The 16,179-nt window shown below is 43.5% G+C and carries 10 protein-coding genes; 1 reads left to right on the top strand and 9 read right to left on the bottom strand.

Translation table 11 applies throughout. The annotated features are described in order from the left end of the window. Positions 1 to 70 precede the first annotated feature (70 nt). Both QZZ55_RS00315 and QZZ55_RS00310 read right to left on the bottom strand, forming a co-directional pair. Positions 71 to 1,885, bottom strand: a complete 1,815-nt coding sequence (locus QZZ55_RS00315) for a sodium:solute symporter family protein (protein WP_293264104.1) — start codon at positions 1,883 to 1,885, stop codon at positions 71 to 73. A gap of 28 nt (positions 1,886 to 1,913) precedes the next feature. Beyond that, the gene (locus tag QZZ55_RS00310) at positions 1,914 to 2,174 is read right to left on the bottom strand and encodes a DUF4212 domain-containing protein (protein WP_293264102.1); all 261 of its coding nucleotides are present in this window, start codon (positions 2,172 to 2,174) and stop codon (positions 1,914 to 1,916) included. 278 nt (positions 2,175 to 2,452) lie between these two features. Here QZZ55_RS00310 and QZZ55_RS00305 point away from each other — a divergent pair, with 278 nt between their 5' ends. Beyond that, a complete protein-coding gene (locus QZZ55_RS00305; protein ID WP_293264100.1) occupies positions 2,453 to 6,388 on the top strand; it encodes a NahK/ErcS family hybrid sensor histidine kinase/response regulator in 3,936 nt (1,311 codons plus the stop codon). Between the two features lie 47 nt (positions 6,389 to 6,435). Here QZZ55_RS00305 and QZZ55_RS00300 read toward each other — a convergent pair whose 3' ends face one another. From QZZ55_RS00300 to fliD, 7 genes are all read right to left on the bottom strand, one after another. Then, positions 6,436 to 7,104 (bottom strand): response regulator transcription factor, encoded by a 669-nt coding sequence (locus tag QZZ55_RS00300; RefSeq protein WP_028471179.1) that lies wholly within the window; start codon positions 7,102 to 7,104, stop codon positions 6,436 to 6,438. 148 nt (positions 7,105 to 7,252) lie between these two features. Then, positions 7,253 to 9,202: an acetate--CoA ligase gene (acs, locus tag QZZ55_RS00295; RefSeq protein WP_293264094.1), complete on the bottom strand. Its 1,950-nt coding sequence runs from the start codon at positions 9,200 to 9,202 to the stop codon at positions 7,253 to 7,255. 220 nt (positions 9,203 to 9,422) lie between these two features. Then, positions 9,423 to 10,799, bottom strand: a complete 1,377-nt coding sequence (locus QZZ55_RS00290; protein WP_293264092.1) for a sigma-54 dependent transcriptional regulator — start codon at positions 10,797 to 10,799, stop codon at positions 9,423 to 9,425. 45 nt (positions 10,800 to 10,844) lie between these two features. Continuing rightward, positions 10,845 to 11,927 (bottom strand): ATP-binding protein, encoded by a 1,083-nt coding sequence (locus QZZ55_RS00285; RefSeq protein ID WP_293264090.1) that lies wholly within the window; start codon positions 11,925 to 11,927, stop codon positions 10,845 to 10,847. Continuing rightward, positions 11,924 to 13,411 (bottom strand): sigma-54 dependent transcriptional regulator, encoded by a 1,488-nt coding sequence (locus QZZ55_RS00280; protein WP_293264088.1) that lies wholly within the window; start codon positions 13,409 to 13,411, stop codon positions 11,924 to 11,926. The genes QZZ55_RS00285 and QZZ55_RS00280 overlap by 4 nt, the downstream gene beginning before the upstream one ends. Before the next feature lie 230 nt (positions 13,412 to 13,641). Beyond that, positions 13,642 to 14,019, bottom strand: a complete 378-nt coding sequence (gene fliS / locus QZZ55_RS00275) for a flagellar export chaperone FliS (protein WP_293264086.1) — start codon at positions 14,017 to 14,019, stop codon at positions 13,642 to 13,644. A 72-nt stretch (positions 14,020 to 14,091) separates the two neighbouring features. Next, complete coding sequence (gene fliD, locus QZZ55_RS00270) at positions 14,092 to 16,131, bottom strand: flagellar filament capping protein FliD (RefSeq protein ID WP_293264084.1); 2,040 nt, start codon at positions 16,129 to 16,131, stop codon at positions 14,092 to 14,094. Positions 16,132 to 16,179 lie beyond the last annotated feature (48 nt).

The following is a 16,179-nucleotide window of genomic DNA, read 5'->3' as shown; positions in this document are numbered from 1 at the left end:
TTAATGACTAAAAAGGGCGCATCAACCTTCGCTGATGCGCCCTTCTGAATTTTGAGTGTTATCTCAAATTTTAGTGAGCGTGAGCTTCACCAGCACCGCGTGGAATACGTAGATCTTCAACGATTCTCTGCATCTCTTCAGATGGAGGAGGAGTCATAGAAGCAACAACGATAGCAACGATAAAGTGAAGCACCATACCGATTGCACCGAATCCACCTGGGCTTACACCCATGAAGTAATCAGCACTGCTACCACCGCCAAATACGAAGTACCACATGTATCCAACAGTTGATATCAGACCAACCAACATACCAGCGATTGCACCCTGAGTGTTCATACGCTTGTAGAAGATACCTAGCATTAGTGTTGGGAATACAGAAGCACTCGCAATACCAAATGCCAGCGCCACTACTTGCGCCACAAACCCTGGAGGATTGATACCGAAGTAACCTGCAATACAGATAGCTACAACAGCAGCAAGACGAGCATACATCAACTCTTGCTTATCATTGATATTCGGATTGATTGTTTTCTTCATCAAGTCATGCGCAATGGCCGTCGAAATTACCAATAGCAGACCTGCCGCTGTTGATAGAGCCGCTGCTACCGCACCAGCTGCCACCAAAGCAATAACCCAAGCAGGAAGCTGAGCAATCTCTGGGTTGGCTAGAACCATGATGTCACGGTCAACATATACTTCGTTAGCAAAAGGCTGTTTTGCAGCATCGAAGTTGGTATCAGTTTTAGCATTTGTTGCTAGACGCTGACCAAACTCACCACGCGCATCACCTTCATCATATGAAGGCTTACCTTTTTTACCGTCAAACGCAGCACCTGCAGCATACTGAATTTTGCCGTCGCCGTTACGGTCATTCCAACCTAACAGACCCGCATTTTCCCAGTTTTTAAACCAAGAAGGAATTGCAGCATACTCAGTACCTGTATTTTCAGGACCGTTCAGCGTTTGGATCAAGTTTACACGACCAAAACCAGCAACACCTGGAATAGCAGTATAAAGAAGAGCGATGAAAATCAACGCATAACCAGCTGAAGTACGTGCATCTTTTACACGAGGTACTGTAAAGAAACGAACAATTACGTGAGGAAGACCTGCAGTACCGCACATCAGAGCGACTGTCAGACAGAAGATATCAAAGGTTGATTTCTTACCCGCCGTGTACTGAGCAAAACCAAGATCCAAAGATAGCTGATCCAACGTTGCTAGAACAGACTGTCCAGTTTCCAAAGTCGAACCCAAACCGATTTGCGGAAGGATATGACCTGTTACCTGAGCAGACAAGAAGAATGCTGGTACAGTGAACGCCAAAATCAATACGCAATACTGAGCAACCTGCGTATAGGTAATACCTTTCATTCCACCCAACACTGCGTAGAAGAATACAATTGCCATACCCAGAATTACACCGGTATTTATATCTACATGCAAGTAACGAGAGAATACGATACCTACACCACGCATTTGACCTGCCACATATGTGAAGGAAATAACGATAGTACAAACAACCCCGATTATACGGGCAGTACTTGATTCGTAACGGTCACCAACGAAGTCTGGCACTGTAAACTTACCAAACTTACGTAGATACGGAGCCAGCAGCATTGCTAGCAACACGTAACCACCTGTCCAACCCATTAGATATGCAGAGCCATCACGACCTACAAAGGAGATAAGACCTGCAAGGGATATAAAGGATGCCGCAGACATCCAATCCGCCGCTGTTGCCATACCATTGGCAATAGGATGCACCCCACCGCCCGCTACGTAAAACTCTTTTGTTGAACCCGCACGAGCCCACACTGCTATACCTATATAAAGGAGGAATGATCCACCAATAAATAGATACGATAACATATCAACACTCATATTAACGCCGCCCTATATTAAGTTATTATTATTCTTGTACGTCATATTTTTCATCGAGCTTGTTCATGCTGGCTACATAAGCCCAGATCAAGATGACGAAGACGAAAATTGAACCTTGTTGACCGAACCAGAAGCCCAACGGGAAACCAAAGAAATTGATTTGATCCAACTGATCGACGAACAGAAGACCAGCTCCGTAGGAAACTACGAACCAGATCGCAAGGTAAGTCATAATTATGCGCAAATTTTCGGCCCAATAGGCTTTTGCACTCTCACTACTGATTGACATGGCACTATCCTTATTTTTGTTATCGGATTAAGTGAAAGAAGTAGACTGGGTAAATTTATCAGAGAGCACTCTCAAACAAATCCCCGACTTTAGTCGGTACACATTGTTGACAGCAGCAGCAAACTTCGCTGCAGCCAGCGTACATAGCTGCTTACAGCATTAATTGTGAAAACTCCTTAACATACAAGAGGCTATACAAAGGTATAAGGGGAGTATTAGATCTTAGGCGGTTTAAGTTACACTTACGTCAAACTATCAAAGCTTAAAGGGATGTCGACATGCTGTCAGGTTGGTCCATTATTCTCATTTCGCTCTTGTACGTAGGCTTGTTATTTAGCATTGCCTATTACGGAGATAAAACCAGCCGTGGGAAATCCTATGCAAACAACCCTATCATTTATTCTTTATCACTCGCTGTATATTGTTCCTCTTGGACATTTTACGGTGCTGTTGGGCGCGCATCGACTTCAGGCTGGGAGTTTTTAGCTACCTATCTAGGCCCCCTGATTGTATTCATCTTTGGCTGGCGAGCCATAGAAAAAATGATGCTTATCAGTAAACAGCAAAACATTACCACCATTTCTGACTTCATCTCATCTCGCTACGGAAAAAGCCAATCCCTCGCCATACTTGTAACTATCATCGCTGTTTTAGGCACCATCCCTTACATTGCCATGCAACTTAAGGCCGTAGCTATTAGCTATAACGCTCTCGCGCCCGGTACAACCGAAGCTTTAAGCAAAGGGAGTGACACGGCACTCTTTGTTGCCATTTTAATGGCTATTTTTGCCATCCTGTTTGGTACCCGTCACATCGACGCCACTGAACACCATGAAGGTATAGTCCTTGCTGTAGCGTTTGAATCAATAGTGAAACTCACTGCATTCATAGCAGTAGGACTATTTGTTTCAGGCCAAGTATTTGATGGTATTTTTGATACCTTGCACAATGTCAGCCTTCAGCTGCAAACAGAGTACAAGTATCAGAACTATTTAAGTGGCAGTTTCTTGACGGAAATTGTTCTCGCGAGCTGCGCCATTCTTTGTCTTCCCCGTCAATTTCACGTAACTATTGTTGAAAATACGGATATTAAAAACCTACGTATTGCACGATGGATGTTTCCATTCTACATGGTACTGCTGAGTGTTTTCGTCCTCCCTATAGCGACCGCAGGTAACATTTTTTTCCAAGGCGAATACATTGATGCTGACACCTTTGTTCTTATGCTCCCATTTGAACTGGGTAACAAGCAGCTAGCGACGTTTGCTTTCATCGGCGGACTCTCTGCGGCAACAAGCATGGTTATTGTCGCCAGCATTACGCTCTCAACCATGGTATGCAATGATATTATTATGCCGCTCCTTTTCAGAGTGTCGAGGCTGAAACTATCGCAAAGCAAAGACTTAGGTGCTCTCCTGCTTAAAGTCAGACGCTTAACAATTATCACACTGCTACTCATGGCCTATTTTTATTATCGTATATTAGGAGAGCAAGGCCCCTTATCTTCATTTGGATTGCTCGCATTTGTCGCAGTGGCACAGTTTATGCCTGCCATTATTGGTGGTATTTTTTGGAAGAAAGGCTCCCGACAAGGGGCGCTTGCAGGAATGATGGCAGGGCTATTTTTATGGATCTACACCCTTGTTATCCCTACACTTATTAACGCAAGCATTATGTCTCCTCAATTCCTCAAAAATGGCCTTTTTGATTACCTGATTCTTACGCCCACGGCCTTATTCGGAATAGATAACCTTGATCCGCTGACACACGGTGTTTTATGGAGTCTGATCACAAATACGGTGCTTTACATTATTGTTTCTCTTTATACCTCCCAAAGATTAACGGACCGCATTCAGGCAAGCGCATTTGTCGATGTCTATAACAAAGACCCCACTACGCCATCTCGCCAGCACAGCACGGTGACTGTAGGCGACTTACAAATGCTGACTGAGCGCTTTTTGGGTCTCAGCCGCACCCAACATGCCTTTACTGGTTACGCACTGCAACGCAACGAAGACCCTCCTTTATCAGGCGAGAAAGCCACACCTGAACTCAACAACTTTACCGAACGACTGTTAGCCGGTGTCATTGGAGCGTCTTCAGCTCGCATAGTACTTGCGTCTACGCTTCGTGGAAAAGACATGCAAATAGGCGATGTAGTGTCCATCGTCGACGAGGCATCTCAAGCCCTGAGATTTAATCGCTCACTACTCCAGTCAACCATTGAAAACATAGGATTAGGGATCAGTGTTGTTGACCAGCAAATGCGCCTTGTTGCATGGAACCGACCATACTTACAGATGTTCAACTACCCCGAAGGGTTAATTTGTGTAGGCCGTTCTATAGACGAAATTTTCCGATATAACGCGCTACAAGGAGAGTATGGTCCAGGCAATATTGAAGAACAGGTCAACCAGCGCCTAGAAAGCATTAAATCAGGACGGCCACATCGCTACGAAAGGTACCGCCCCGACGGCACCGTTTTAGAAGTACGTGACAACCCAACACCTAACGGGGGCTATGTAAACACTTACATGGATATCACGCAGCACAAACGAGTGGAGGAAGCGCTACGTGAAAGCGAACATAACATAAGAATTTACACGGATAATGTTCCTGTATTGATTGCTTATTTGGACACGGAACGTCGCTATCTATTTGTTAACAAAGCTTATGCCGAAGCCTTTGGCATAGAGCGAGACAGCATGATAGGCATGCCTGCTTACAAGGTACTCAAAGAAACAGAATACGCAAAAAGGAAAGATTTCATACAACTAGCGCTAACCGGAAGTAGGCAAAAGTTTGAAACAGATCTTCCCTCACAAAGTGGTGCTAAGCGATTTGCCGAAGTCACCTATATTCCTCACATAGGAGAATACGGTGATGTGTTAGGTTACTTCACTCTTTACCAAGACATTACGGAACGTCGTGAAGCAGAAATCGCATTACAAATCACCAATGAAACACTTGAGCAACGAGTAAAAGAACGTACACATGCTTTATCCGTTGTAAATAAAGAACTTCGTAAAGAAAACACCATACGCGCACTCATGGAAGACGAGTTACGCCAAGCCAAAAGCGATGCAGAAGCCGCAAACTTAGGCAAAACCCGCTTCTTGGCCGCCGCGAGTCATGACTTATTACAACCCCTTAATGCCGCGCGCTTATTTACATCGGCTTTAGCTCAAAAAAGCCATGCATCACCCAGCACAACGCAACTTGTAGACAATTTAGATGGCTCTCTTAAAGCAGCAGAAGAGCTCATCACCACTATTCTAGATATTTCAAAACTGGATGCCGGTGCTCTTGAGCCTGTTATTACTCACTTTTCTTTAGACTCACTTTTCAACAATTTAAGTACAGAGTTTGCCGCATTAACACAGGAAAAAGCGTTGAATTTTCGCTATGTTCATTGCAATCAAATTGTTGCCTCGGACCAAAAGCTATTAAGAAGAATTTTGCAGAACTTTCTATCCAATGCTGTCCGCTATACACAAAACGGAAAAGTGTTATTAGGGTGCAGGCATTTAGGTCAGCACTTACGTATCGAGGTATGGGATACCGGCGTAGGCATCCCCCAGGAAAAGCTCCATGAAGTTTTTGAAGAGTTCAAACGCATAAACAACCCTAAGCATTCAAAGGTTCAAGGCTTAGGCTTAGGCTTAGCCATTACTGACCGTATTGCTAAAATGCTAAAACATAAGCTGCATGTACGCTCTTGGCCCGGTCAAGGAACCGTATTTAGTATTATGGTGCCGCTTGGTGACCCAGAGAAAGAAGTACAATCAAAACCCGAACAACGCGGCTGGATAAGAAGTAAAACGCTGAATGGCACCACCGCACTCATTATTGATAATGAGCCCAAAATATTAGAAGGCATGTCTGCACTTCTACAAGGCTGGGGCTGCGAAACCTATACAGCGGTTTCAATTAACACCGCTACAAGTCTATATACCCATAAAGACACCCCTCTTCCAGATATCGTTCTTGCAGACTATCATTTAAATGAATCAGACACGGGAATTATGGCATTACGAGAGCTCTATACAGCGTGGGGGGTTGAAGTCCCTGCACTCGTCATAACAGCAGATAGAACAGATGAAGTAAAAGATGAAATTGCAGATTTCGGTGCCCAACTACTCACAAAACCCATAAAGCCCGCAGCTTTACGTGCCGTGATTAACAAACTTGTTTCAGCCAATAAATCAGCATAAAAAAAGCACCCTTAAGGGTGCTTCTTTTTCAAATCAATAAAACCTATTTATTCCATTTCTGTACGCGCAGGATCAACACTCAAGCGCTGAGCAGCAATAACAGCTTGTGTACGGCTATGGACACGCAACTTACGTAAGATAGCTGTTACATGGGCTTTGATGGTCGCTTCAGACACATTGAGCTCATATGCTATTTGCTTATTCAACAACCCCTCTGTCAGCATAGTCAGTACCCTGAACTGCTGTGGCGTTAATGAAACCAGTGCAGCTGCAAACTTGCGCTCTTCTTCACTAACATCAACCGTACCATTTTCGGTGATATCACGAGGTAGCCACTCTTCACCTTTAAGAACAGCAACAATCGCTTCAGAAATAGTTTCAAGCGGAGCTGACTTAGGAATAAAACCAGAAGCGCCATAGTCCATTGCACGCCTTAATACACTTACTTCTTCACTTCCCGAAACCACCACTACTGGCATACCTGGATTTTGTCCACGTAAAAAGACTAAGCCGGTAAAGCCATGTGTACCTGGCATATGGAGATCTAACAGCACTAAGTCAGCATCACTATGCTGAACAACAGCCTCTTGAACCGCAGCGAGTGAATCAGCTTCTACAATTTCAACGCCCTCAATCGCCTGAGTTACCGCTTGGCGTAAAGCCGCACGAAACAACGGATGGTCATCTGCAATAATGATTTTACTGGCTAGCTGCATGCTTTATCCCCCGGACGCAGAAACGCCCAAATCTATATTATTCAGTCTTTAATAGCATGAATAATAACATCTATAAACGAAAAACTCCCCCTACAGACTCTCTGAAGAGGGAGCTTTCACTAAATTAACACGTAATTAATAAGTAACCTTACTTACGGTTCATTCGGTTTTCGATCAGATCATCAACAACTGTTGGGTCTGATAAGGTAGAGGTATCACCCAGCGCATCAAAATCATCTTCAGCAATTTTACGCAAAATACGACGCATAATCTTACCTGAGCGCGTTTTTGGCATCCCTGGAGAGAATTGAATCAAATCGGGCGAAGCAATTGGGCCAATCTCTTTACGGACATGTAAGCGCAGCTCTTTCATCAACTCATCTGACTGATCATAGCCAGACTGTAGCGTTACATAAACGTATATTCCCTGCCCTTTCAACTCATGCGGATAACCCACTACAGCCGCTTCAGCAACCGCGGGATGGGCTACAAGTGCAGACTCAACTTCAGCTGTACCCATACGGTGACCAGATACATTGATAACATCATCAACGCGACCCGTAATCCAGTAGTAACCATCCTCATCACGACGCGCACCATCCCCAGTGGTATAAACACCTTTATAAGTAGAGAAGTATGTTTGAATAAAACGCTCATGATCACCCCAAATAGAGCGACTCTGACCAGGCCAAGAATCTTTAAGAACCAGATTACCGTCTACTGCACCTTCTAACTCATTACCATCTGCATCCAAAAGTGCTGGTTGCACACCAAAGAACGGACGTGTTGCAGAGCCCGGCTTAAGCGCCGTCGCACCCGGCAATGGAAGAATCATCATTCCGCCAGTCTCAGTCTGCCACCACGTATCCACGATTGGGCAACGACCTTGACCCACAATACGGTGGTACCAATTCCATGCTTCTGGGTTAATCGGCTCACCGACTGAACCAAGAATACGTAAAGAAGACAGGTCTGAATCACCCAACACATCTTCGCCCTGCTGCATCAAAGAGCGAATAGCTGTTGGAGCGGTATATAACTGATTGACTTTATGCTTCTCAATAACACGTCCGAAACGGCTGTTATCAGGGTAATTTGGCACACCTTCAAACATCAAAGAAGTACCGCCGTTTGCTAACGGCCCGTAAACAATATAACTGTGACCCGTTACCCAACCGACATCAGCAGTACACCAGTAAATGTCACCATCTTTATAGTCAAAAGCATATTCATGTGTCATGGCCGCATACACCATATAACCGCCGGTAGTATGCTTCAAACCTTTAGGCGCACCCGTAGAACCTGAGGTATACAGAATGAACATCGGCGCTTCCGCTTCCATCTCTTCTGGAGCACATTCTGCAGACGCTTCAGCAACAAGCCCTTCATACCACACATCAACTTTTTCATTCCAGGCAACATCTTGGTCTACGCGCTTCACCACAATTACGCTACTAACTAAAGCAGCCGCTGCTGGATGCTCCAGCGCTTTATCTACGTTTGCTTTAAGCGGAACAACTTTACCACCGCGCAATGAATAGTTTGACGTTACAACTACTTTTGATTTTGCGCCTTCGATACGAGCAGCAAGCGCTTCAGGCGAGAAACCACCAAAAACAATAGAGTGAACCGCACCCACACGCGTACAAGCCAGCATTGCGATAGCGGCTTCAGGGATCATAGGCATATACAGAGTAACAACATCTCCCTTTTCTACGCCCTGACTTTTCAGTGCATTAGAAAAGCGACAAACACGCTCATATAGGTCCCTGTATGTGATATTTTCTGATTCACTTGGGTCGTCACCTTCCCAAATAATAGCAACTTGATCACCACGTGTTTCAAGATGACGGTCTAAGCAGTTATAAGAAGCATTTAGAGTACCATCTTCAAACCAACGAATATCTACATTGTGCGGATCAAAAGTAGTGTTCTTAACTTTAGTATATGGCTTAAACCAATCAAGACGCTTACCTTCTTCACCCCAGAATGTATCAGGATCATTGATGGACTGCTCATACATAGCTTCATATTTTGCATTATCAATATGCGCCTGTGCCGCCACTTCTGGACTGACTGGATGTATCTTTTCGCTCATGGTGATGCCCTTAGCTTGCTTGTTTTAATTATATATCCGCTTGTCTACCCATTTATTATAGTTCTCTAAGGGTTCAACATACGGAATTAGAGTCTAGATTTATACCCAACCGGAAGCTCACCCCTGAATTAGACATTGGTCTATTTAGACTCGTTCAATAGTCTAACAAATGTCATAAAACTTTGATATTAAAGGAATTATTTCATTCATGACATGTTAGTCATTTTGCTAACAACTTATCCAGATCCAAACCAGATTCACGAATCTTAGCCAACTTGTAACGCAACGTCCTTGGACTAATCGCTAATCGCTCGGCTGCTTCTTTTCGACTGCCCCCAGAGGTTTTCAATGCATCAATGATCAATTGAAATTCATGTTGACGTAAATCACTGCCTAATTTCCCAGCCTCATCCTCTTCTACTGGGTGAGCATCAAGTGTATTAATCACCGAAGAAGTTTCTTGTAAAGAAATTGCGCCCGTTAGCATATGAAGGTCTGAAGGCGTTATAACATTGCCAGTTTGTAAAATAAGTGCTCGCTGCACAACATTTTCCAACTCGCGGACATTCCCCGGCCAAGAATGTTGCGATAATGCTATTTCAGTTTCTCCACTCAAACGCACCGGCTCTCGCTTCATCTTATGGCAATGCTTATCAAATAAACCTTTCGCTAAAGGGACAATATCAGCTCTACGATCACGCAGTGGCAACCACTGTAAAGGAAACACATTAAGGCGATAGTATAAATCTTCTCGAAATTTACCGTCAGCGACAGCTGACTCTAACTGGCGATTCGTCGTTGCAAGCACACGGACATCTAGCTTAATAACCGCTCTTCCGCCTACCCTTTCTACTTCTTGTTCTTGTAACACTCTGAGCAATTTAGCCTGCAAACCCAACTCCATTTCTGTAATTTCATCCAGCAATAAAGTACCGCCATTTGCTTGCTCAAACTTACCCGCTTGACTTGCAACAGCCCCGGTAAATGCGCCTTTCTCATGACCAAACAACATAGCTTCCAGCATATTTTCAGGAATGGCTGCACAATTAATGGCAATAAAAGGCTTATCTGATCGTCCTGAATGCTCATGGATATACCGTGCCAAAACCTCTTTCCCAGTTCCAGACTCACCTGTAATAAGCACAGTAGAAGCGGTATCAGCAACGCGTCTAGCTAACTGCAGCAGCTGTTGACTGCTTACTTCTTCAGCCACGGGCTCAGATATCTCATTAGATACACCGTTGGCATACTGATTAATAGTGTTAATCAACGCATCGGGTTCGAATGGCTTTAATAAATAATCCACGGCTCCTTTACGAATGGCATCAACAGCTTTGTCTACCTGCCCAAAAGCAGTCATTAATAAGACAGGAGTTCCTGGTAGATTTTGCTTCACATATTCCAATAAAGCATGACCATCAATTCCCGGCATATTGACATCGGAGACCACCATATCAATCCTATTACTTTTCAAACGGAGAATAGCCGATTCTCCATCTTCTGCTTCAATGGCACTTATACCTGCAAGCTCAAGCGTATCAACCAGAGCCTCCCTCAAATCAAAGTCATCCTCGACAACCAATACCGTTAACGACATCTGTTCTTCCTGTTATGCCTATTTCAGTAGCATATAAAAAATGAGTTACACATTCTGGCTAATAAATGGCAAACAAAACTGCGCCACTGTGCCCTGACCTTCCTGAGATAGTAAATTGAAATGCCCGTGATGCGCCTTCGCGACCACCTGAGCAACAGCCAGCCCAAGACCTGTCCCATGAGACTTCGTAGTATAAAAAGGCTCTAATGCTTGAGCTATCGTCTCTGAGTCCATCCCCGGACCTCTATCAATCACACTGATTAGTATATTTTGTTCTTCGACACGCGCTTCTATTAGCAAAGGATGTAAATTATCCGCCGCTTGCAACGCATTATTCACTAAGTTCAGAATAGCACCGATTAGTGTTTCTTGATTGCATTGCAGCCTGTAGCCCTTGGCGTTGTTCGATAATTCGCAATCAGCATCGTATTGCGCCAACGGCACATCCAATACATCATCAATCAACAGAAATAATTCTTCTGTTGAAATTTGATTGTCCAGTTTTGTTTCTCCCCGAGCGAACAGGAGCATGTCTTGCACCTGATGTTCTAGATGCAATAATCGCGACTTAACTTTCGACGCAAACTTAACCCGCTGCTTATCTGTAATGTTTTCAGCACCGAGATGACTAGAATAAAGCAATGCAGCAGAAAGCGGCGTTCTGATCTGGTGAGCCAAAGACGCCATCATTCGCCCCATTTCCGAAAGCCTCTGATACTGAGACAACCTCGATTGCAATAATCGTGTTCCTGTTTGATCTGTGAGTAGAACCAACTGACCCGGCTCATCTTTCATGGCTCTGGTAAGGAGGCTAACCCGTCGCCCATCTTTCAGTGAGATCTCATGACCATCATCACTTCTGGGAGCGAAACTGCGCTGGATAATCTGCATCCAAACCTCCCCCAAAAGAGGCTTACCTAATAGGTCTTCTGCTGCAGGGTTACAATCCGAAACCAACCCTTGATTATCAATTAAGATGACACCAGCGGGTAATAGGTCAAGTAATTGACGCATACGCACAGCAAGTAAGTCACCATGCGCCATTTCACGATCTCGGACACGCTTTATGCTTTCCAACTCTTGCTTAGTACTTTCCAACTCTTGCTTTAAATCATCAATTTCACTCATTTATCTGATACTCGCTGAATACCAAACTTTCGCATTTTTTCAACCAAGGTCGTTCGCCTGATCATCAACAAAGCAGCAGCACGCGCAACGACAAAACCGGTCTTATCTAACGCATCAGTAATCAAAGATTTCTCGATTGACTCCATATACTGTTTAAGGTCGAGCCCGTCTGAAGGAACATGTAACAGTGGAGCACTTACTGCAAATACTGGCGATTCGTCTAGAAGGGCCGGTTTATCTGTTGTCACAAAGCTATCGTGCTTTTCTTTACCCGCCAGAGCTAAGGAGTTCTGTGCTTGATATCGGGTAGGTTCAGGTTCAGCAACATGACGGCATTTAGCCGGTAACTCAGACACACCAACAACACCATCAGGATGCATAATGGCAAGCCGTTCAATCAAGTTAGAAAGCTCGCGTACATTTCCCGGCCATGGGTGCCTTTGTAATGACTCAAGAGCCGATGAATGAAAACGCAAACGACCTAACCCTTGTTTTTCTGCGCGCTTAGATAATGTATGCAACAACATAACGACATCATCTTTTCTTTCACGAAGTGGAGGTGTTTCAATTGGATAAACATTTAACCGGTAATACAGATCTTCACGAAAATCACCTGTAATTATCATATCTTCAAGGTTTTTATGCGTCGCTGCTATTATTCGAACATCAACGTCAATTGTTTTACTTCCTCCAACTCGCTCAAAACAGCGCTCTTGCAAAACACGTAGTAGCTTCACTTGCATAGCCAGAGGCATATCGCCAATTTCATCTAGAAACAAGGTGCCACCGTCTGCCATTTCAAACCGGCCAGCACGTGCGCTAATGGCGCCTGTGTACGCTCCTTTTTCATGACCAAAAAGTTCACTTTCCAATAATTCAGCAGCTATCGCACCACAGTTTACTGGAACAAAAGGCCCTTTTTTTCTTTTTGAGTAATCATGCAAGCTACGCGCAATTAACTCTTTCCCTGTTCCTGATTCGCCTGTAATCATCACGTTTACGTCACGATCAACAACTCGCATCATAGACTGCTTCAGCCCTTTCATGGAGTGACTTTGGCCTATTAACTGTGGAAATAGAGACTGATCAAGCTCTTCGTCATCCTCCCCCTTTAATACTTGTGCTTCATGTAGTAAATCGGTGAGAACATGTTCCGTTAACGGACCATCTAAAACACGTAACAATTGTACTTTCGAACGTTCAGTTAGCTGCTCAACATCATCCCAACGCTCCAAAAGGCACAACGATGTCTGGGTACCTTTCGAACGAAATGAAGCTATCAATTTCTCAAGCGAAACAGGCAGCAAGCATCGCCCAATAAATGCGACATTGAGATCAGGGCTCACTTGATTTTTCTGAAACCACTCAACAAAGGTCATCATTTGATGAGCAACGCCAAGAAAATTAAAGATAGTACTGACAGATTGCCGGCGCTGATCATCATCATCAACCAACAACACATTCATTTTAGAGGGTAAGTTCATAGAGCACTAATAATATGTCATTTTTTTGACAGCTTAGCAGAAGAAACAAAATAAACAAGGAAGTAGCTACGTTTAAATAGCTCATGTCAGAATTTTGGCTATAAGAAGAAATTTAACGTTTTAGATGGAGGTGGGTGCAGAATAGATAGGGGGATAAATATGGCCGTGATGAGATACCAGACTAAAGCATTTTTATACTAAAATAAAAATGCTTTCTAAACCTCCATTTTTTATGAAGGTACTTCCATAGCGTTCCACCCTGATTTAATTTGCAACATCAGGCTCATCACTTCCTGAACCTTAGCTTCGTCATTATTACGATTAGCCTGCATGAGAGAACGTACCATATAATCATACAATGCATCTAAATTACCGGCTATTTCACCGCCTTTCTCATGATCTAAAAAATCTTTTAAGCCTAATATAATATCATTGGCTTTATTTAACTGCTCAGTACGCATGCTAATATCGCTGCGTTCAATAGCGCCCATTGCTTTCGCCATAGCCGTCAATGCACCATCTACTAACATAGAGATAAGCTCTTTAGGAGAAGCTGTCTCTACTGCAGCTCGCAAATCTACGCTTTGATACTGTTTCAGGGCATTCATGTTGACACTCATTTTCACATTCTCCAAAGCGTAACCAATATAATATTGTTATATAGCTTCTATAAATTAATTTTATTTTTTAGCAGTAAATGGCAAACGATCTACAAGCCCTGTAAATGTGTCACCCGTGGTTTTCAAACTCGTTATTACTTTTTCCATTGCAAGATACTGCTGAGTTAAACGATCTTGATAGATCGTCATTCTTCGATCCAAGTTCGTTTGATCTTCAGTAATACCCTTTAACTGACTATTGATGCTATCTTCGCGGGTTTGAATCACACCCGTCTTAGATAAAAAGCTATCAAATAATGCAGCCATCTCACCAGCAAAACCTTTGGAAAAGGTAAAACTGAAGTCACCTATGGGAGCACCAGCCCTTACTGTCAGATTTAAACCATAAGGATCTGTATCAATTTTCGGTAACAGTACATTCCCTGATCCAAAAGCGGCTTCTCCATTAATGTTACCTGTTGCATCGGCGCCATTAGAAGAAACAGATAGCGTAGAAAGTCCTGTTGAAGCAGCAAACTCTGCACCCGATGTCTCTATATCTACTTCTGATGCACTACCAAACTCCCGTGAGGCCAGTTTGAATTCACCACCGGTTTCAATCACGACATCAACGAAAGTGTTTGCTTCTTTTAGTGTTGCATCGTTATTAATAAGCGATTGCAATTCAGTACGAAGATCATCAGCCGTGGCAAAACTACCTGACAATGTAAGCTCGCTAGATGTAATACCATCAACTGTTACTGAAAATGTATAGTCTCCAGGAGAGGCGACTGTATCTATAGGCAGTACAGGCACAGCTCCCACTACAGACCCTTTACTAGGCGCAGCAGCAATAGATCCCGTGTAGGTTCCAGACACAGTTTTCGAAGCATAGCTACCGACGCTCACATCAACATAACTACTAGTAGAAGATGTTTGTGGTGCGAAAATCGATGCGACTTTATCAAAGTTATCAGCAATGGCTGCGTTAAATTCTTTATCTATTATTTCTAATGTGCCATCTAACTGAGTACGAATACCCACATTAGTTAACGCATTAAACTCACTTACGCCAGGCACTGTAGAAGAAATCAGGCCTCGAATACTGTTCAGTAATGTCTTAGCAGAGCCATCTGTTGCCAAATCACCACGCGTAGTTTGATTAGTTTCTGCATCTTTGCTAATGCCGGTAAGCGACTTTGCCGTTTCGTAAAAGGTATTGTATGCCTCTACAAATCCGCGGATAGCTTGTTCGGCTGTATTTTTATCTTCTGAAATCGAAAAAGTAAATTTATCACCAGGGCTTGCTTTATTAATCGTAAACTCAAGTCCTTGGATAACATCTTTTACTTCATTACTTTCACGAAAAACGGTTAGGCCGTTCACTTTCAGCTCTGCATTATTACCTTGCTGCGTTTCTGTCACATTGGCATGTAATGTTTCATTAAAAGCAAACATGTTATTAAGATCGGTATCATCAGCAGAAATTCTTAGTGCATTATCCTCACCAGAAGGAGCGGCAATCATTAACTGAAAATTCCCATCTACCAACAGTACTGAAGCTTGCACCTCTGAATCAGCCGCATTAATTTTATCGGCTATGTCCTGTAATGAATCATCAGTGGTGATGTCGAGGGTAATAGCTGTTTGGGTTTCGTTCTCTGCAAATGAAACAGGGTTATCATTATCGACACCATCGTATGTCCATTCACCCAAACTAATGGTAAGTGCACCCGATAAATTAATACTGGCATCTTTATCTTCTACAGCGGTATTCACTGCCAAGGCTTGAGCTTGAGCTACATCAATAACTTCAATTTGATATGAACCGGTTAGCGCATCAGCATCCAATGCAGCCGGGGTAATTACGTCAGTTTCGGGGAAAGATACAGAACGGGCATTAAAGGTATCATTATCGGAGAGCGGTTCTAGCATTTTCTGAAATTCAGCAAGGCTACTTTTTAAAGTCCCATACGCTGAAATTTGAGCATCTAGCTTTTCTTTTTTTGAATCTAAGCGCGATTGCTGAGGCGCTTTTTCTACCTCAACCAACTGCTTAACAAGATTTGTGGTATCGATACCTGAACCACCCCCCAGTGCGGAAACGATATTGGTATCCATAACCTTCTCCTTTTTACTTTATCACCCAGCGTTGGTGTAAAACTTATT

This window comes from Neptunomonas sp. (assembly GCF_016744175.1).
Classification (GTDB): Bacteria; Pseudomonadota; Gammaproteobacteria; order Pseudomonadales; family Balneatricaceae; genus Neptunomonas.
This window is presented reverse-complemented; position numbering and strand designations above follow the sequence as displayed.